This window comes from Peribacillus saganii, from assembly GCF_003429095.1.
GTDB classification, from domain to species: domain Bacteria; phylum Bacillota; class Bacilli; order Bacillales; family DSM-1321; genus Peribacillus; species Peribacillus saganii.
Genome location: NZ_QVTE01000045.1, coordinates 48,978 through 68,035, shown reverse-complemented (window position 1 = coordinate 68,035; position 19,058 = coordinate 48,978). Strand labels below are relative to the sequence as shown.

The window sequence follows — 19,058 nt, the reverse complement described above, 5'->3', positions numbered from 1 at the left end:
ACAAAAATTAGATCAGACTAAAGCGGAAAAACCTGAAGCATCTCGCTGGCGCTTCAGGTTTTTGCATAGCATATTATTTATTAAAAGTGACTTTCTCAGGTGACCCGCCAAGCGTTATTGTTGTTTCTTTTGGCTTGGTTTCCGCGATGATTTCTCCATTTCGGATCGAGTAAAGGACGGAAGCTTGTTTCCGAATGGCCTCATATTCATTTTCAGCTTCTAGAACGATTAGGTTGGCCTGTTTCCCTTCCTCAATTCCGTAGATATCTTCAATGTGCAGCGTTTTTGCACTATTTTTTGTAATAAAATCGATCGAATTGATGATTTGCTCATAGCCCATTAATTGCGTTACATGAATCCCCATATGCAATACTTGCAGCATATTTCCTGTTCCCAGCGGATACCATGGATCAAAAATGTCATCATGGCCAAAGCATACATTCATACCAGCTTCCTGTAATTCCTTGACACGGGTAATTCCTCTCCGTTTTGGGTATGTGTCAAAACGGCCCTGAAGATGAATATTAACTAATGGATTAGCCACGAAGTTAATGTTAGATAATTTTAATAATCTAAACAGCTTGGAAGTATAGGCATCATTATAAGAAGCCATCGCAGTTGTATGGCTTGCCGTCACACGTTCTCCCATGCCTAGACGATATGCTTCCGCTGCAACCACCTCAACAAAACGGGATTGCTCATCATCGATTTCATCACAGTGAATATCAACCAATCTGTCATATTTTTCTGCAAGTTGAAACACTGTTTTTAGTGAATCCACTCCATATTCTCTTGTAAATTCATAATGGGGGATTCCGCCGACAACGTCCACTCCCATTCTGAGTGATTCTTCTAACAATTCTGGCCCATTAGGATAAGAGAGAATACCGTCCTGAGGGAATCCAACAATTTGTAAATTCACAAAACGTGACATCTCTTCTTTTACTTCTAACATTGCTTTTAAAGCAGTTAATGTTGGGTCCGTTACATCAACGTGAGTCCGAACATGTTGGATTCCCTGGGCAATTTGCCATTTTAACGCCGTTTTAGCTCTTGTCTTAACATCCTCGATCGTCAGGAATTCTTTTCTTTCCGCCCATCTTTGAATCCCTTCAAATAATGTTCCGCTTTCATTCCAGTTTGGTTCACCAGCTGTTAAGGTAGAATCTAAATGAATATGCGGTTCAACAAATGGCGGAAGAACTAAACTTCCTTGAACATCAATAACTTGTTGATCGCTGCTATTTTCTACCGTTTGTGCAATTTTTTCTATTTTTCCTGCTTCGATAAGGATTTGCCAAAGTCCATCCTTATTCCTAAGCTTGGCATTTTTAATAATCATGCTTCAGTCACCTTTTCTACTTTAATCGCTGATTTTGATTCTACTGCTTTTTTCACTGCAAGGGAAAGTACAACATAAACCAGTGCCGCACCAAGAAGTCCATTTAACGGCGGGATTCCAGGTAAAAATTGGGCTGATGCTGCTCCGGCCGCCCATGCAATCAAGGCATTCCAGTTTACTGCTTTAAATTTCATATTCTCAAAATCTTTATATTTCCCTCGGTTAAGGATGAAGAAATCTGCCATAATAATCGCGCCGATTGGAGGAAGTGCTGCTCCCAGTAATGTAAGGAAACCTACAAAGTTGTTGTACAGCCACATTGCCAATATTGTTCCAATAATTCCATTAAAGATAACAACCTTGCTCTTTTTAATTTTTGTTATGTTTGAGATTCCTAAGCCAGAAGCATAAATGGCATTATCATTTGTAGTCCAGATATTTAGTCCAAGAACAATAATTGCCGGGATGATTAATCCTTGTAAAAACATTACTTCTGAAATATCAGACTGTCCTGTTGAGATGGCACCGATCGCTCCAAAGAAAAACATTAAGGAGTTTCCAATGAAAAATGCAATGACTGTTGTAATGACACCGTTCCTTTTTGTATTTGCGAATCGTGTAAAGTCTGGTGTTAATGTTCCCCCGCTAATAAAAGATCCGACACAGATTGTTAGGGCAGCAGCCAGACTAATAGTTTCTGTTGGCTGATGCTGCATAAGAGCCTGGAATCCTCCAAGAGTATTAACTGCCTCAAGAGCTGAATATCCTCCTAGTGCGATAATTAATGGGATTGCAACAAAACTTAGGATTGCCAAAGCTTTCATTCCAAAAAATGCTGTTCCTGTCATTAATAATCCTGAAACAGCAACCAGTGCATACGTATCAATGCCTGTCACCTTTTGAACCGGAACCGCAAACATGGCCACGCCAACACCAAACCATCCTACTTGAGTCGCACTTAGCAGGAAAGAGGATAAATAAGAACCCTTTTCTCCAAATGCATAACGAGTCAATAAATGTGTGGAAAGACCGGTTTTTGCAGCGATATAGGCAAGAGAGCCTGTATAAACACCAAGAATTAAATTGCCTGCTACTACTACTAAGATAAATTGATGCATGGATAACCCCAAGCCCAAGGTTCCGCCTGACAGCATGCTTGCTGAAAAGAAAGTAAATCCAAGCATAACCACAAGCATTCTCCAAAACCCGTTTCGATGCGCTTTCGGCACTGCCTGCAAAGAAAAATCTAAATCTACCTTTTTCTGTTCCATCATAATTCCTCCTGTTTTAGATAAATCTAAAACTGGTACCGAATAGGCATACCTTACAGAGAAATTAAAAGAGGCTTCCTGCCATTACTGACAGGAAGCCTCTTTAAGATTGGATAAATACGGGCAAAGATGCCCCCACTTATCCAATAAATTTCCGCTGTCCTTGTCAGCCTCACGGGACTGAATTAAAGGTACCAGTATTTAATTAACACTATTATTACAGTAGATTTACTAATTGTCAATGATAAATTATGTTACCAAATATATCCTTAACATGGTTGAGGTTATTCATCCTTATCAATCCATTTCTTTTTTTCCTTTATGGATTAGGATTGCTTTAAAGTGCGTTTTAAAAATTCCCTTGTACGATCTTGTTTTGGATTGTTGAAGATTTGCTCCGGACTTCCTTCCTCTGCAATGACTCCCTTATCCATAAATACGACACGATCAGATACTTCCTTTGCGAACTCCATTTCATGCGTTACGATTAACATCGTAAGACCTGATTCAGCAAGTTCTTTCATTACTTTCAGTACTTCTCCGACCATTTCCGGGTCAAGGGCAGATGTTGGTTCATCAAATAACATGACATCCGGTTCCATCGAAAGTGCTCTCGCAATGGCCACACGCTGTTTCTGACCACCTGATAATTGTTTTGGCTTAGCGTTAATGTATTTATCCATTCCTACAATTTTTAAATATTTCATCGCTATTTTTTCAGCTTCGTCCTTGGAACGATTTAATACTTTGATTTGTCCTACCACACAATTGTTAAGCACATTGTGATTATTAAATAAGTTGAATTGTTGAAAAACCATCCCTAACTTTCTGCGATAGGCAGGAATATCATGCAAGTCATCCAGAATATTTTCACCATTATAAATAATTTGGCCGCCGCTTGGTTTTTCTAAAAGATTGATACAACGAAGAAGAGTTGATTTACCAGATCCCGAGGAACCAATGATACTGACTACTTCTCCTTTGTTCACTGAAAAATTAATATCCTTTAACACTTCATGTGTACCAAAGGATTTATTTAAATGTTGAATATCAATGACTTGTTCCATGTTCTCTCCTCCTTACTTTCATTTATTTCGCTGGCACGTCTGCTTGTTTTACATCACTAAGCATCGTGTAATTATCTGGACCTTCTAATCTTCTCTCAAAATAAAGCAGAATTCTTGTTACGATAAAAGTCATGACAAAATAAAGCATACATGCGACAAAGAATGACTCGAAATATCTAAAGTTGTTTCCTGCAACTGATTTTGTTAAGAAATATAATTCCGATACTGAAATGACATTAAGGACGGATGTATCCTTGATATTGATAACGAATTGGTTGCCGGTTGCTGGTAAAATGTTTCGAATAACTTGTGGCAGGACTACATTCACCATCGTTTGAAAATGATTCATTCCTATTGCTTGTGCAGCTTCAAATTGCCCTTTATCAATTGAAACAATCCCGCCGCGGACTATTTCCGCCATGTAAGCTCCTGTATTAATAGAAACGACAATGACTGCCGCTAATAAAACATTCATGTCTATATTAAATGCCAAGGCCGAACCATAATAAATGACCATAGCCTGAACAATCATTGGTGTTCCGCGGAAAAACTCGATATAAATAGAAAGAATGACATTAGTCACTTTAAGAATAGCCTTTTTTAATCCGCGTTCTGGCATAGGAATCGTACGTATAACCCCTGCCATCAAACCAATTACTGCACCCAGGACAGTTCCAATTAGAGCAATATAAAGCGTCATACCTGCCCCGCGAAGGAACATAGGCCAGTTTTCTGAAATGATCTTCACAATCCACTCTAAGCTCATTTTTCTCCCCCTTTAAATCATCATAAAACCGACTGCATACAAATACAGCCGGTTTTAATTATTCTTTATTTTGCTGCTGGTTGATTTTTAATAGCGGCATCCATAATTTTAGTACGTTCTTCCTCTGAGATGCCTTTTAATATTTTATTAATTTTTTCTGTTGATTTACTGCCTTTTTCAAGCCCAACAGCGATTGCCGTATCTTCTTCTGATGTTTTAAATCCATCTTTAAATTCGACCATTGCAAAATTTTCGTTTGCAGCTGAAGCACTAACACCTTCAGGACGTTCTGAAACGTATCCATCAATGGTTCCTGATTCAAGAGCAACCCTCATCGATGGGAAATTATCCATTGCTGTCTTTTTGGATACACCTTTAATTTGATCAATCACAGAATAGTGGAAGGTGTTTAATTGAGCCGTGATTTTGGCTCCTTTGAAGTCTTGGATGGAAGTTGCCCCGTCATATTTTCCGCCTTTTTTAACCACCATAACGAGATTTGACTTATAGTAGTTTTCCGAAAAATCAATTGTTTCTTTCCGCTCTGCTGTTGGTGACATCCCTGCAACAATTGCATCAATTTTACCTGAAGTCAGGGCTGGGACAAGGCCATCCCATTCAGTTTTGACAATCACTAATTCTTTACCTAAACCATCGGCAATTTTCTTAGCAATTTCTACATCATAACCACCCGCATATTCTGCAGTACCTTCTATTTTCACACCACCATTGGAATCATCCTTTTGAGTCCAGTTGAATGGCGCATACCCAGCTTCAAGACCTACCTTAAATGTATCCTTATCTGATGATCCAGAATCTGACTTATTATTAGTTCCGCATCCAGCTAAAAGAACAATAGCTGAAAGCAGCAATACGAAAAATAGTGTTGCCTTTTTTCTCATGCGTTTTCTCCTCCTGTTTTTTCTTAAATATTTATGCAGACAAAAAACGACCTGAGAAAAACTCAGGTCGTATTATGCATAGTTGCCCTTAAGTCCTCTCTTTCCCAAATGAGATAGCACAACTCAATAAACCGGGAAGCTTATTGAGACAGTCCTGCAGTTCTTAACTGCAGACCCAGCAAGCAATACTGAGAATATTCCCTGCTTCGGCGACATTTCCTTCTCCTTAGTATCCCCGCTTCTCAAGCTCCACTAAAGACTGTTAAATATCGCGCCTCTACCTCACTATTTAAAAGTGAGGTCTTATTAAATTTTACTTTAACAGTCTACAACTTTATTACTAGTCTGTCAATCTAGCTAGCTAAATTGGATAAAACATCCAATTTATTTTTTTACCAATACAGTCGAATATATTTTACCTTCTAAAAAAGAATAGATGTAAACCAAACTGGGGCGGTTTACATCTTTTCATGGGTTTTTATATAATGTTAAATCTCCAGTCCGTGGCGCACAAATGCTGCAGCTTCGAGAATAGACATGCCCTGACGCTCAGCAAACTCAACGAGCTTGTCTGAAACTTGTGGTGCAAAGTGTTTTGAAGGGGCTGCAAAGGACATTTCTCGTGCGCGTGCAGAGTTTCTGCGCTGGAAAGGACCCCAGATGGCAAAGGTTTTACCCGGGCTTTGAATATTAACAAATAGCGTTTTTCCGTCAGGCGAGAAGGTAGGCCCTGCCATTTCAGAATCACTGAGATGATTGGAGGCAAAAGGATAAATTTTGCCTTCTGGGGTAATCCCCATCAGTCTGTCCTTACCTGCTCCATCTTCAACGAACCAAAGGTCACCCCACGGAGTCATGCAGATATTATCCGGGGATTCCATGTCTTTTGCATCTGTTGCCTCATAGAAAAGCTCCAATGTGTTGGTGGAGGGAACATAGCGATAAATGCGCCCAAGATTTTTTTCGCCGGCAGAGCTGTCATCAAACCAGAAGACACCGGCCTGAAAGAACGCTCCCTCCAGTTTTTTAAACTGAATGCAGCCATGTTTAGCAGCATCCTCACGGCAAAAATGAGGGTCCAACTCCTTCCATACAATCCCGAATTTCTGTCCTGTTTTAAATGTACTGGCTGCTACATCATCTATCTCTCCAATTGCAGCTGCATAAAGCTTGCCGCCTTTATGTAACGCACCCGGCTTTTGGCTGACGTCATTTGGAATGAACCGGTAAAGGTAGCTTGGACTTGCATCCTCCGTTAAATATACATATCCTGTCGCTGGGTCGATTGCACAGGCTTCGTGAGAAAAGCGCCCCATTTCTTTTATTGGGGTTCTAGACATTTCGTTCTCCGGCTGCCGCGGATCCACTTCAAACACATAACCGTGTGTCTCGGACCGGGTTTCTTCGCAAGTCAGCCAAGTACCCCAAGGTGTCGCTCCTCCTGCACAATTTCGAATTGTGCCTGAAGAAGTTACATATTCTTTGATGACATTTCGATTTGGACCTACAATTAGAGCAGTTGTACCACCAAGAGAAGTTACATCATAAGGCTTGGTCCCAACCACCGGATTTGCTGCACTTGTACCCAATTCATGATTGCGAACAAGAATGGTCGTATTTTTAGGTCCTTCGAAAGCTGCCATTCCATCAAAGGCTCCAGGAATTTTTCCGCCGCTTGTCAGCTGACCGCCCTCTTCAGAGATAATTTTGTAATGGAAACCTTTAGGAAGATCGAGAATTTCATTCGGATCCGGAACCAAAGGACCATACCCTCCAAAACCGCTTGTTGGATTATTGGCAGTATCCGCGAATGCTTTTGAACCGAGTGTCAATACTCCAGTTGATCCAAGTGTAAGTGCAAGCGTGCCCATTCCCCCCGCTTTTAAAAAGTCCCGTCGGTTCATGCCACTTTTTGCTTCTAGATTTTCCATAAATTTATTATTCCTCCTCATTTCTCTTTTCTAGAAACAGTTTAACTGGAAAACTTTAAGCATTTGTGGCAATTTTGTAAGTATAAAGTAAATAAGTTTTACAAAAAAAATAATTTGAATGAATACCAAAAAATATTGCAGGTGGCTCGGAAATTTACAGGGTCACAAATCGAACAATATGTATTTTTGCAATAAAGAAAGAAACATGTTAAATATAAGAATTTAGAAACGTTACTCACAAGAACAAACATATTGAGCTCAGCAAGGGATCTGACTGATTAAATATAAAGTAAGAAGAGCTGATTTTCGAATAAACCAAGATAAAAACATTGAAAAAAATGGACAATAACTTTAGCAGCCGGCAAAGGATGTCCAACGACTTACGTTCGATTAGGATGAGAACTGCACTCTAGTAATGAAGAAAAATCCTCTAAATAGAAGAATTCAGTAATTATGTTCTTTTTAAATAAACCTATTGGAGAGTCAGGATTAGATATTTGAAGTTGAGACGAAAGGGAGGATCTGGAGGTTTGATGCTAATTCTATTCAGGCGCAGCCCTAGTTAAAAGAATCAGATCATTTAAGTTAGCTTACTTTAGATCAAAATTTATTTACTTGGTCAGAACATTTAAATGTATTACTTCTGGGTTTAATCCTTAATTAATCCCTCTATTCAATAAAAACATACCAGTTTGCAGCGATAACTGCTTAAGCAACGGTGGGTCAACAGGCAACAAAACTTCTGCGACCCTTACCGCGTAAAGAGGCCGTGACCATCAAGTCCTTAAATAATGAATAATTATTTATGTTTCTTTATATTTGAATTGAAACACTTTTTAGACTTGGCTTTATAGCTTGCAAAATCGCCCTTTGCTGGACAAGGATTGAAAAAAGGGGCGTTTCCCGCCCCTTTTTCCCTGCTGGATGACATCATTCAAAGTTGTGGGGTAGACTGCTATCTATGATCACAATGACATGATCCTTAAAGTATCGTCTTTAACTCATCCAGCTTTTTACCATATATGTGTCCATTTTTATTTAAGTAGTAAAGTCCTAACATTTTTTTATAGAGAAGGTAAGTTCAATGCTGTATTAATATTATTTAAATCTAAATTGATCTGTTCATTCGTGTCCCAAGCATGGTACCATCCCTTTTCTACCATATAACTAGAAATTTGTTCATGCATATCAAGAGCTTCTACCAAGTGACGTGTTAGAATCTCTTTAACTTCAGGCGTTCCTGATTCTGTAACTGCCATTGCATAATTTCTGACTCCACTTTTAGCTGAAATCAACAAATCCATGGCAACTACTTGATCAGATAGTGCATTCATGCCAGTTATGTTTTGAATTATCGGATTCATGTTATTCATCTCCTAATTAATGCCTTGCATTGGATAATATAGAAGTAAATTCCTGTAACTGTCTAGTAGATACATCAATGTCCTGCTGCATAATATCTTTTAACTTCTGATCCGAAACTAGAGCTTTCATAGTTTTGGACTTAGTCAAACAAGTGGTTTTAAATGCAGCCATTTCATGGACCTCAAGAACTTCATGTAAGGCGTAATTCATATGTTAAAACCTCCTTTTCTTATGGTTTCAATACGACTTTGATACAATTATCCGTTCTTGTATCAAAGATTTCATAGCCACGCTTGGCTTCACTAAGTGGAAGTACATGACTTACCACATCCCCTGGATCAATTTTACCTGTTGAAACTAATTCAAACATATAAGGCATATAGTGAATAACAGGGGCTTGTCCAGTGCGGATGGTAACATTACGATTCATAATGTCACCCATTGGGAACCCATTATATTTTCCGCCATAAACGCCTGTAACTTGGATGGTTCCACCTTTTCGAACGGCCTGTGTAGCCATGATAAATGGACCAAATGCTCCGCTGTGAAGTTTTAATCCGCTCGCAAGGAACTCTAAATCCGTCATTTTACCATCCATGCCAACCGCGTCAATGACAACATCAGCACCGCCCTTTGTCATTTCTTTCAGATGCTCTCCTGGATGTTCAAATTTTTCAAAATTAACAATTTCTACGTTATTCGTGCGTTTGGCGTGCTGCAAACGATAGTCAATATAATCTACCGCAATAACACGCTTTGCCCCTTTTAACCAGCAGAATTTTTGCGCGAAAAGCCCGACTGGACCGCAGCCAAGGACAATAACTGTATCTCCATCCTTTACCCCCGCATTGTCAACAGTCCAAAATGCGGTAGTCATTGCATCAGCAATAACAGTTAGCTTTTCATCCGGTTCTTCACAGGTCTCTGGAATTTTGAAATGAGTGAAATTGGCAAAAGGCACTCTCAAATATTCTGCTTGCCCGCCTGGGTAACCACCAGTCGTACCTGAATATCCGAAATAAGCTCCCATATCGCCATTATCATTAGAATTATCACATTGGCTCTCCAAATGGTTTTTACAGAAAAAGCATTCACCGCATGCAATATTAAATGGAATAATGACCCGATCTCCCTTTTTTACCTTAGTAACATCTGGTCCAACCTCTTCTACAATGCCCATTGGTTCATGACCAATAACATAGTTTTCCTGCAAATTAGGAATCATACCATGTATCAAATGTAAATCGGATCCACAGATAGCGGTACTGGTTACTCTAATAATCATATCATCAGGCTTTTGAATCTTTGGATCTTCAACTTCCTTAACCTCAACATTTTTAATACCTTGATACGTTACCGCCTTCATGCAATGAAGCCTCCTTTATTTATGTTCATCAGGTGTCCGATCAAAGATCCCTTTTCGGTTCATGTCAGCGGGGAATAAATTCATGTTGCCAATCATGATCGTATTCTTCGCAGAGAGCTGATCTAGTTGATACTGTTCACTTAGTTCATATGGATGGAACCATTTTTTACTAACCATAAGTTCTGTAATTTCTTGATGCATGGCAATCCCCTGCAGCAGCTGGTTCCGCAAAAGGGCCCTCACATCAGGCGATGCGGACTCCGTTAATGCCACAGCAATATTTCGAACCCCCTCTTTTGCACGAAGGAGAAAATCCATGGCAAAGGTGGTATCTGCTAGCTCCGGTACATTTAACGAGTTTATTGGATCTAAATGGTCATTGTTCAATGTCTTTTCCTTCCTTTCAATTTACTATTGGTGTTGGGCGACTTTCAGGAACAGGAGCTTCAAAAGGTGCTCGTTCATAAATTTTTTGTAACTCTCCAAGCGCTTTTATCGATTGATCAACATCTTTTTGCATTAATGCTCTAAGATCGTTATCAAAAACTAACCCTTGCATTAATTTAGACTTCGCTACACAAAGTGTTTTAAAATTAATGACTTCATGCAAGTCTAAAGATTCATGGGCAGCTAATTTTTGATTATCCATTCTTATTCACCCTCCATGTATTGAATTTCTACATTGGTAGTATGCCGAAAAACAGAAGTGTCATTCACTGTGTTCACCATATTAAAGATAATTGAGGTTAGGTAAAAACGTGAAAGGGTGCATCTTGTAAGTCCAAAATTGCACTTAAACATAATAAAAAGACGATTTTAAATCCCAATCGTCTTTTTCCATGCACTCAAGTTAAATTCTTTTTCTGCATTTTCTTTGCTGTTTTAGATGAAAAAGCGCATTACCGAACATGCTATCAGGCTCTACATAAAAAATTTTCTCAGCACGTGACTTCTAAGCTAAAATTTATTACTTATGATACGGTTCACCGTGTTATATATAAGTGAGGTTTTTATTTTAATTTGTATAATTACTATATAATAACTCTATCTCTCCGAATTTATGCCTCGTTATCCTCATATCCGAAAATAGCTACATTCTGATTTTGCAAAACAAATCGATTATCCAACCATCCTAAAGTATTCAAAATATACCCTAAAGAATCTGCATTATATCTTCCTGCAATTTTTTGATATGCCAATAGCTCATAAACCTTATTTAAATCAAAGTCTACAGGATATAGGCCGCTTAAAGGATTAACAAAACCAGTAATAGGACTTTTCAATTTGCCGTTTTCATCATATATTTCATTTAAATACTGAGCATCTTTTGTTGATATGTCTATGATGTACTTTTTATTATTGATTTTGCTGACAACTTCAACTTTGAAATTGTCATGGTAAGTAACCTTATATTGGTACTTGTCATTATATGGATTAAAATCAAATATCAACTGTGCTGTATTTTCCAAAAAGGAATAAATATAATGGTACATGATTCCACCACTACCACCAGTAGCAATACTTATTAAAATATCAGCTACTCCATTCCCGGTAAAATCCCCCAAGAATAAAGCAGGATTATAGCCTGCATTTTCACGAAGTGGAACACTTTTAATCTCGCCAGTTCTTCCATCTTGAACGAGCAGGGTAATATTTTGTATAAATGGACTAGCTGGAGTCATTATGCCGGTTAAATAAACATTATCAATTACTTTATCCCCAGTTACATCACCTCGTGCAAACGAAACAATACTGGGTTGATTCATAATAGTCCTAGAATAATAATTATACATAATATACTCCTTTTCATGATGACTATTTTGACATTCAACTCCCAAATAGATGCTGCCTGCTTATTTACTTGCATTGATTAAGTATGCTGCGTCTGGTGTTCTCTTCCCCCTTGTGGAGCTCTAAGGTCTTCCCGTCCCTACAGATTATGCCGTGTTCGCTCTAAAAGAGTCTGTACGAGTAAAATACGCTTTTTTTCGCCTTTTACTTCGAAAATACTTCAAATAAATGGCGAGCTTATAACTAACCAAAAGTAGCACCAACCCTATACAGATCTGGTGCTTCATAACTTCTTCGAAAAATCGCACTTATTTATGGTACGGGTTCACCGCACTATTTGAACCGGCAGTTTTAATGTTTACTTGTTTAGTTTATATTTTTATAATCATATATAAAGCTGGGGCTTTCATTGAAACAATAATCTAATTTCTTCTAACACCTAATCTATATAATAGGTTTTAGCAAAGTCCAACAGAAGTTTGTACTTAATACGTTTCTGTTCCTTATTTAACGTTTTTCGGGTTGGAATAGGATTTAAATCTAATACCCATAATTTCCCTTCCGAGTCAAGGGCTATATCGATTCCCAAGAAAGCAAGGTCCGGAAAACTCGGAGTTATCGCCTCTGCAGAGTGGATAGCCACCTCCTCAATAAGTGATGTTGGAGGAATTTGAATTTCAAGGTTTTTTCCAAAATGATTTAGCCAATTCATTGTCATAACCTCAGCGCCCCGTGCAATATGAGTGAAAACTCCCCCATTTTTACCAAATTTGGGAACTGTTGAAATCGCCTGCCAATTCTTGTTTCCATCACGTTGGAGATAAACTCGGATATCCAACTTTCTTCCATTGACTTCAAAAAGCGAGATTCCCTTTTGCAGGATGTAGTCATCTTTCTTCATATTCTCCGTTAAAAATAAAAATAACTCTGTCTGGTCCATAGAGGTTTCTTGTATATCACCATCTACAATAAAAAGACTATTAGATGTTGACCTTACTCGATACATACCCTTTCCTTGCGATCCTCTCACGGGCTTCAAAAATACAGTCTGACAGTTTTTTAACCATTCAGGAATAAGTGATAAATCGGTAAGTGGTGTAGTATCAATAAGATAGGGCAGAAGGGGTTTCCATCTGAGGAATAATTTCCAGATTCCCCATTTATTTAAAATAACTGGATTGACTACTGTCACTATTTTCCTGAGTTTGCGTAAATTTTTATAGTATTCTTCATCTCTGTTCAATACACCACTTATTGCAACTCTTGGCAAAGGGCACTTTTGCACATGCCAACCATATTTACGGGAATATATATAACCAGGAACTGTCTTTTCCTCATAGTCGACTTCTTCAAGATGAAAGAAGACTACTCTTTCTTCTCCGATTTCTGCTAGCAATTGATAATTCCGATGCAAGCGGGGTTTGCTTGAACCGGAGTAAAAACCTTTAATAATTACCCCCAGAATTTGCATAGTCATCATCCCCAATTATGTTTAGTAAACTATATACAAAATGCAAACTACTAGATAAGGATTAAACAACACACCATAAACATGGCATTGGTAAAAAGGAATTAAATAAAAAAACAATCAAAACAGTATTCAAGTTCGACTTTATTTTTGTGAAGAATTGATTTGGGGATCAAATCCAGCAAGTACAGTTGCATAGTTTAATAAACGATATGCTGCCATATTTCGTAATCGATAGGCCCTAGTTAAAGAGAACAGGTTATCAGCTTTTGAATTGATATCAATAATCTTGATTTGGTCAAACCTATCAATCATAATATCAAATGCAAATTCCCCAATTTTCCCAACCTTATCCTCCAAACACAACGCAATTTGTTTTCCAATCATTATAATGGTTTGTTTAATCTGGTAACGCTTTTCCTCATCAAGATACAGATTATTAAGAACTATACTAGAGCGAATTACTTCACTACTTCCAGTAATAATTCCTTTGGATAACATTGCTACCATTCCTGTATAAAACCAAACCTGTTTACTGTTTTTTTGAAAAGTTACTCTAATTTTAAAATGTGACCCCTCGTATTGCTTTTGTTGAATCGTTTCTTGAATGATATGGTCCTTTTTTATCATTAACCCATGTATATCATTCTGAAGTTCCGGTAGAGAGACTATCTTTTCCTCTCGTTTATATTCATCTATCCAGCGAATACCTTTAGGTGTTTGAATCAAACGGATGAAATCCTTATCAGTTACTCCAGTCACAGATTTAACTATGATATCTCCAAACTTGTCGATCATTTCCTTTACAACGGCTATGTCGTCCACGAATTTGCTTTCAGGAAGATATTCCAACAAGTGTTCAGAAAGGAATTGGTGGTATTTCCAATTATCAACTGTCAAGTTAAATAAGGCTGGCGGGTTTACAAATTTAATGGAGTTAGACATTAATTCTTCATAAACCTGGTTAATACGATGCGCTTCGTCAGAAGAGGAAAAATAGCGATCATAAACCACATGAGGAAAAGGTAAATATTCTGTTTTGGATTCGCCCCCAATAAAGTAAGTGCCGCGAATTAGTTGCTGTTTCCAGTCGATATCATCAGGTTCAAAGATATAAACAAGATAATTTTTTTCCCTTCCTCTTCTTATCAATAAATGAAAATAGGCTTCCTCATGTCTGCCGAAGGGCCGCTTTGCCAATATGCCAATCACTGGTCCAAGTGAAAGAGTATTTGATTGTTTCATCAGATGTGGAGTAAAGTCCATCGGCAATCTAAGCTGCCTTCTAAGTTCCTCTGAAAGAAGGATTGGGTCCTGCTTGCGAAATGCAAAAGGATGGGCCCGAACGGAAGCAGGAACGATTAATTTTCCAGCTTGGAGCATCACTTCATCACCCTCGTTAAGTTGATGCTTTTTTCGCAGTTCTTTTGTTATTTTTAGAACAGATCCTTGTCTATATTGAGTTGCTGCCACTGGAATTCCCCAATTTTTACGAATATCATCATGTACTGCCCATTGTATTTCTTGATCAATGTAGTCAAGCAGTGGCTGGATCTCACCTTGATAGCGCTGAAATCCAGCAGTCCGCATAAGAGGAGTCAGTAATTGGCCCCATAAATATCGCAAATAGTATTTATTTCCACGATAGTAGGCTCTTTGAAAGTATGGATCAAACAATTGATGACTGGATAATTCGGGATAATGACTGCCCACTACTTTAGCTAGATAAAGAACAGCATTGGTGATTGCAGGTTCAACAATCCAAGAACCTAACGCCAAAAATTCAAATCCATAGGGTTTTAACCGATATCTTCCAAGACCTCCGTGCTTTGTTCTAGCTCTTCTTTTAAAAGTACGTGTATCATCAATCAGAAATATAGGGATGGCTAGATAATGGTCCAAAGCTCTTAAAAGAGGAACCGACAAGGGTATACTGAAATGAATATGCCCCCCACATTGATACCCTGAAAATGGCATACTTCCAGACCGAAATTGGATATTCAGATAAGGGACCCGATTTGATGCCTGAGCAAGACATTCTTTTAAATTCTCAAAAACTTCCAATGGATTTTCTGATGGTGCTACCCGTAATTCAGCTAGAGGATATTCATTACTGTCCCCCTCCAATTGGCGGCTATCACAGCCTACATCACCATCAACTTGGAAAAAGTCTGAAGCTGGCACAAGATTCCCTTCATGGCACAGCATGAATTCTACATCCAGGCCAATCTTAAAATCTTCACCAATACCCTGAAATACCTGTTGTACAGGAGTGGTACCTGATATATTGATATCAATTATTAGTGGGGATCCCTTCATTGTTTTTCCAATTTTTACACTGCCGGTTGATCTTCCTGTCACATACAGTGCACGGACAACCAGTTCCTCCCATTCACTTGGGAGGGAAGAGTGCCGCCACTTCCAGCCAAATTGTTCTGTTCGAACCGGAATTTCTTGCAAGGCAAGCTCGTTTGGGATCCCTTCTTCCACTTTAGTTATTTCTAGTTCATTCACTTCCACCCTGTACTCCCTTTCAATGCTGTATAAGTGGGTGAAATAATCAAAGCCTCCTTCTTTTGCCTGATCAAGATTTTGTATGACTTGCAGGTCGGTTCCCCCATGATGGCCATGGAAGCGCCCAACAATAGGAAATCTTAAAGCAATGCTGTTAATTTCAATCACACGAATTGCCGGAATATTATTCAATTCTAATATCTGAAGAGTAAGTTCTTTATCTAAAACTAATTCTAATGGATTCATTTTATCACCTTAAAAATTAGAAGTTGGTAACTTTCTCCTAGATATCCTATGCCTTTGGTTACCAAAAGTGATTTTCTTTAATTGAGGAAAACTTTGTTTCTTAAGGCCCTAAAGGCGATTTCATATTGTTAATGTCCAAACCGGATTTCCCAATGAGCATAAAGTATTGTAATTCGTAAATATAGGGGGATCTTTACATTGAAACCACTCACAATCAATGAGATCAATCAAATAGTTCATGGGGAATTTATTGAAGGCCCAGTTAATTGGCAGGTTAGCCATGCTATCTTATACGGACTTCATAGGTTAAAGTGGTCCCATACGCTTATTTTTTCAGAAAGAAACATAAATTGGCATAATCTGAAGAATTTTCAGCCCTGTGCTGTCGTTACTGATTTGCCCGCTGATCAAATAGTACCCATTGAGGGGATTACATTTATTAAGGTAAACCATGTTATGGAAAGCTACTGGAAATTTGTCCAATATTATCGCAGTCTGTTTGATATTCCAGTAATAGCTGTTACGGGTACATGTGGGAAAACTACAATAAAAGAAATGATTAAACATATTTTAAGGGTTGATCGAATCGTACAAGCAACCGATGGAAATTGGAATCTTCCTGTCTGGTCATTTGGATATCTTCAAAACATTGATGAAAGTACACAAGCTGCGGTATTTGAAACGGCCATAACACACCCCGGCCACCTTACGCGCCATTGCAGATACTTGGAACCGACTATAGGGGTCTTCACCAATATTGGCATTGACCATCTTGATACATGTGGGTCTCTCGAGGGATATATTCAGGCAAAAGCTGAACTTGTTAAAGGACTGCGAAAAAATGGAACACTTATACTAAATGGTGATGATGAAAATATTAAAAAGATCGCATTAGATGAATTTAAAGGACGTGTAGTCTACTATAGTGTCTCTTCCTCATCTCCTTTTCAGGCGACTGAGATTCATTATGCAGAAATGGGAATGACCTTTGTTTTAAATCACCAGGGCCGGCAGTATCATGCATTTGTCCCTGGTTATGGGGATCACCAAGTCTATAATGCACTGGGAGCGATTAGTGCTTGTTATGAACTGGGAGTAGGGGTTGAGACAAGCATCAAACGGTTGTCCACATTTAAGAATTTCACAAGACATTTGGAATTAATGAGTGGTCTGAACGATTGTACAATTTTGGACGATACTTGGAATACAAACCCTACTTCGTTAAACTCAGCCCTTCAGGTTCTTCATTCCATTGGTAAAGGGAAAAAGAATGTTGCCCTACTTGGAGATATGATGGCCCTTGGAGAATTTGCTGATGAGGTTCATCGCCAAGTAGCTGAATTGATAATAGAAACAAAACTTGATGTTTTAATAACTATTGGCGAAAAAGCTCGAGAGATTGGAAAAGAGGCAATAAGATTAAATTTTGGTGGTAAGGTTTACATGTATGACGACTCATTTGAAGGAGTTCGTGAAATGCTTGAAGAATTACTGGATCAAAATACCATTTTACTGATTAAAGGCTCACTATATAATCCGCATTTTTCCAATTTTGCGCAAGGTTTGCGATCTAACAAAAATTAGAATTACTTTGAGTATTGGCAGACAAAAGAATGGAAGGTGGGAAGTCACGTACTCCCACCTTATTGGATTTCAACTTAAATCTATTACCTAAAATACTTTATGTACTTATTTTGATTTAAGAAAAATAGTGAAAAAAATGCATCTATTTATTGTACGGATTCACCGTGATATCCTAAAATGAGGTATTGATCATACCTACTTTTTCGTTATAAATTTCAGCTACTTCAGATGTCGGTTATGTAACTTCAGTCATCATGCACTGGAAAGACTTTAAGGGTAATTATATCTGGCACTGCCACTTCCTGGAACATGAAGATAGACGAGGCCCATTACTGTCATCAATGACGCTCACCTGGTTCAATTGCCTCATGCAGACGAACATAATCATAACGAAATACAAACTCAAATTGGAAATCACCAGCTAAGGCAACACGAGGTACAGCAACTGAAACTGATTCCGGGATAAATTCAGATTCAAAAGCCAGGGAATGTCTTATGACAGATAGATGTTACGCAATACCGCAAAGAAACCTTAATCAAAAGTAGCACCAAGCCTAAACAGGACTGGTGCTTCATTATTTCATCGAAAAATCGCATTTACTTATGATACGGTTCTCCCCTATTGATCCTAAACGCCCGATACACTTGCTCAACCAAAATTAGCCTCATCAACTGGTGTGGAAAAGTCATTTTTGAAAAGGACAATGTCTCGTTCGCCCGTATCATGACTTCCTTGCTCAATCCCAGTGATCCCCCAATTACAAAGGCCACTTTGCTTTTTCCATAAGTTGCAAGGCGATCTAATCCTTCGGCAAGTTCCTCTGAAGTTTTTAGCTTGCCTTCTATCGCTAATGCGATAACATGCGCATCGGGGCTTATTTTGCTTAGGATCCGCTCTCCTTCTTTATCTTTAATCTGGAGCATTTCTACTTCACCTAAAGTGTCAGGTGCTTTTTCATCGGCTACTTCAATGATTTCCACTCTAGCATAACCTGAAAGACGTTTTAGGTACTCATCTATTCCTTGTTTCAGATATTTTTCTTTAAGCTTGCCAACCGTTACAATTGTGATATTCACAACTTATCCTCACTTTACAAACAATTTACAAACAAGTTATCAACAACACTTATCCACATATCCACATTTTCTATCCACATATAGTATGCGAATATTAGTTCCCTACCATATATATCGCCGTGTTTCGACAATATTCACAGGGTGTTGATAACTGTTTTTCCTCTGGTATTTCTGTCAAAACCGGAGCCATCTCATGCTCGTCCACGACTACATCCAAGGCTAATTCGACATGTTCCTTGCAGCAGTAAATCATTTCTCTATTCCTCCTTACTTTCGACAAAATACAACGTTTTCTTCCATAACTTCATCTTATCCACAGTTTCTGTATTTTTAGGTTTTTTTACTCTTATCCACAAGAAAAGAAACGC

At 38.4% G+C, this 19,058-nt stretch carries 17 protein-coding genes and 1 riboswitch; of the genes, 1 reads left to right on the top strand and 16 read right to left on the bottom strand.

Annotated elements, in window-relative coordinates:
* Positions 1-73 precede the first annotated feature (73 nt).
* The 14 genes from D0469_RS15525 to D0469_RS15460 form a co-directional block, all read right to left on the bottom strand.
* Complete coding sequence (locus tag D0469_RS15525) at positions 74-1,342, bottom strand: cytosine deaminase (RefSeq protein WP_117327634.1); 1,269 nt, start codon at positions 1,340-1,342, stop codon at positions 74-76.
* On the bottom strand, positions 1,339-2,613 hold the full coding sequence (gene codB, locus D0469_RS15520; RefSeq protein ID WP_117327633.1) for a cytosine permease: 1,275 nt from the start codon (positions 2,611-2,613) through the stop codon (positions 1,339-1,341). The genes D0469_RS15525 and codB overlap by 4 nt, the downstream gene beginning before the upstream one ends.
* 326 nt (positions 2,614-2,939) lie before the next feature.
* Positions 2,940-3,680: an amino acid ABC transporter ATP-binding protein gene (locus D0469_RS15515; RefSeq protein WP_117327632.1), complete on the bottom strand. Its 741-nt coding sequence runs from the start codon at positions 3,678-3,680 to the stop codon at positions 2,940-2,942.
* A gap of 22 nt (positions 3,681-3,702) precedes the next feature.
* Positions 3,703-4,446 carry an amino acid ABC transporter permease gene (locus D0469_RS15510; RefSeq protein ID WP_117327631.1) on the bottom strand — a complete coding sequence of 248 codons (744 nt, stop codon included), beginning with the start codon at positions 4,444-4,446 and terminating at the stop codon, positions 3,703-3,705.
* A 65-nt stretch (positions 4,447-4,511) separates the two neighbouring features.
* Positions 4,512-5,348 carry a transporter substrate-binding domain-containing protein gene (locus D0469_RS15505; protein WP_117327630.1) on the bottom strand — a complete coding sequence of 279 codons (837 nt, stop codon included), beginning with the start codon at positions 5,346-5,348 and terminating at the stop codon, positions 4,512-4,514.
* Between the two features lie 106 nt (positions 5,349-5,454).
* Positions 5,455-5,636: riboswitch (Lysine riboswitch) on the bottom strand.
* Positions 5,637-5,836: 200 nt separating this feature from the next.
* The gene (locus D0469_RS15500; protein WP_117327629.1) at positions 5,837-7,279 is read right to left on the bottom strand and encodes an alkaline phosphatase PhoX; all 1,443 of its coding nucleotides are present in this window, start codon (positions 7,277-7,279) and stop codon (positions 5,837-5,839) included.
* Between the two features lie 1,064 nt (positions 7,280-8,343).
* Positions 8,344-8,643 (bottom strand): spore coat protein, encoded by a 300-nt coding sequence (locus D0469_RS15495; protein WP_117327628.1) that lies wholly within the window; start codon positions 8,641-8,643, stop codon positions 8,344-8,346.
* A gap of 16 nt (positions 8,644-8,659) precedes the next feature.
* Complete coding sequence (locus tag D0469_RS15490) at positions 8,660-8,854, bottom strand: hypothetical protein (RefSeq protein WP_117327627.1); 195 nt, start codon at positions 8,852-8,854, stop codon at positions 8,660-8,662.
* Between the two features lie 19 nt (positions 8,855-8,873).
* Positions 8,874-10,010, bottom strand: a complete 1,137-nt coding sequence (locus tag D0469_RS15485; protein ID WP_117327626.1) for a zinc-dependent alcohol dehydrogenase — start codon at positions 10,008-10,010, stop codon at positions 8,874-8,876.
* A gap of 15 nt (positions 10,011-10,025) precedes the next feature.
* Positions 10,026-10,397 carry a spore coat protein gene (locus tag D0469_RS15480; RefSeq protein WP_117327625.1) on the bottom strand — a complete coding sequence of 124 codons (372 nt, stop codon included), beginning with the start codon at positions 10,395-10,397 and terminating at the stop codon, positions 10,026-10,028.
* 16 nt (positions 10,398-10,413) lie between these two features.
* Positions 10,414-10,659 (bottom strand): spore gernimation protein GerQ, encoded by a 246-nt coding sequence (locus D0469_RS15475; RefSeq protein ID WP_117327624.1) that lies wholly within the window; start codon positions 10,657-10,659, stop codon positions 10,414-10,416.
* 409 nt (positions 10,660-11,068) lie between these two features.
* Positions 11,069-11,803, bottom strand: a complete 735-nt coding sequence (locus D0469_RS15470; RefSeq protein ID WP_117327623.1) for a VCBS repeat-containing protein — start codon at positions 11,801-11,803, stop codon at positions 11,069-11,071.
* 437 nt (positions 11,804-12,240) lie between these two features.
* Positions 12,241-13,272, bottom strand: coding sequence for a YheC/YheD family protein (locus tag D0469_RS15465; RefSeq protein ID WP_158553517.1), 1,032 nt, complete (start codon positions 13,270-13,272; stop codon positions 12,241-12,243).
* A gap of 141 nt (positions 13,273-13,413) precedes the next feature.
* Positions 13,414-16,029, bottom strand: a complete 2,616-nt coding sequence (locus tag D0469_RS15460; RefSeq protein WP_117327621.1) for a putative amidoligase domain-containing protein — start codon at positions 16,027-16,029, stop codon at positions 13,414-13,416.
* Positions 16,030-16,227: 198 nt separating this feature from the next.
* Here D0469_RS15460 and D0469_RS15455 point away from each other — a divergent pair, with 198 nt between their 5' ends.
* On the top strand, positions 16,228-17,613 hold the full coding sequence (locus D0469_RS15455; protein ID WP_117327620.1) for a UDP-N-acetylmuramoyl-tripeptide--D-alanyl-D-alanine ligase: 1,386 nt from the start codon (positions 16,228-16,230) through the stop codon (positions 17,611-17,613).
* A 597-nt stretch (positions 17,614-18,210) separates the two neighbouring features.
* On the opposite strand, the gene rlmH is transcribed toward D0469_RS15455, so the two are convergent.
* Positions 18,211-18,690 carry a 23S rRNA (pseudouridine(1915)-N(3))-methyltransferase RlmH gene (rlmH, locus tag D0469_RS15450; protein ID WP_117327619.1) on the bottom strand — a complete coding sequence of 160 codons (480 nt, stop codon included), beginning with the start codon at positions 18,688-18,690 and terminating at the stop codon, positions 18,211-18,213.
* Positions 18,691-18,784: 94 nt separating this feature from the next.
* A complete protein-coding gene (locus tag D0469_RS15445) occupies positions 18,785-18,943 on the bottom strand; it encodes a CxxH/CxxC protein (RefSeq protein ID WP_117327618.1) in 159 nt (52 codons plus the stop codon).
* Positions 18,944-19,058 lie beyond the last annotated feature (115 nt).

Excerpts from the sequence above, each read along its gene's own strand:
- codB (WP_117327633.1), bottom strand. The coding sequence starts at position 2,613 with ATGGAACAGAAAAAGGTAGATTTAGATTTTTCTTTGCAGGCAGTGCCG.
- D0469_RS15475 (WP_117327624.1), bottom strand. The coding sequence starts at position 10,659 with ATGGATAATCAAAAATTAGCTGCCCATGAATCTTTAGACTTGCATGAA.
- D0469_RS15445 (WP_117327618.1), bottom strand. The coding sequence starts at position 18,943 with ATGATTTACTGCTGCAAGGAACATGTCGAATTAGCCTTGGATGTAGTC.
- D0469_RS15510 (WP_117327631.1), bottom strand. The coding sequence starts at position 4,446 with ATGAGCTTAGAGTGGATTGTGAAGATCATTTCAGAAAACTGGCCTATG.
- D0469_RS15515 (WP_117327632.1), bottom strand. The coding sequence starts at position 3,680 with ATGGAACAAGTCATTGATATTCAACATTTAAATAAATCCTTTGGTACA.
- D0469_RS15525 (WP_117327634.1), bottom strand. The coding sequence starts at position 1,342 with ATGATTATTAAAAATGCCAAGCTTAGGAATAAGGATGGACTTTGGCAA.
- D0469_RS15500 (WP_117327629.1), bottom strand. The coding sequence starts at position 7,279 with ATGGAAAATCTAGAAGCAAAAAGTGGCATGAACCGACGGGACTTTTTA.
- D0469_RS15470 (WP_117327623.1), bottom strand. The coding sequence starts at position 11,803 with ATGTATAATTATTATTCTAGGACTATTATGAATCAACCCAGTATTGTT.
- D0469_RS15485 (WP_117327626.1), bottom strand. The coding sequence starts at position 10,010 with ATGAAGGCGGTAACGTATCAAGGTATTAAAAATGTTGAGGTTAAGGAA.
- D0469_RS15465 (WP_158553517.1), bottom strand. The coding sequence starts at position 13,272 with ATGCAAATTCTGGGGGTAATTATTAAAGGTTTTTACTCCGGTTCAAGC.
- D0469_RS15490 (WP_117327627.1), bottom strand. The coding sequence starts at position 8,854 with ATGAATTACGCCTTACATGAAGTTCTTGAGGTCCATGAAATGGCTGCA.
- D0469_RS15460 (WP_117327621.1), bottom strand. The coding sequence starts at position 16,029 with ATGAATCCATTAGAATTAGTTTTAGATAAAGAACTTACTCTTCAGATA.
- D0469_RS15495 (WP_117327628.1), bottom strand. The coding sequence starts at position 8,643 with ATGAATCCGATAATTCAAAACATAACTGGCATGAATGCACTATCTGAT.
- D0469_RS15505 (WP_117327630.1), bottom strand. The coding sequence starts at position 5,348 with ATGAGAAAAAAGGCAACACTATTTTTCGTATTGCTGCTTTCAGCTATT.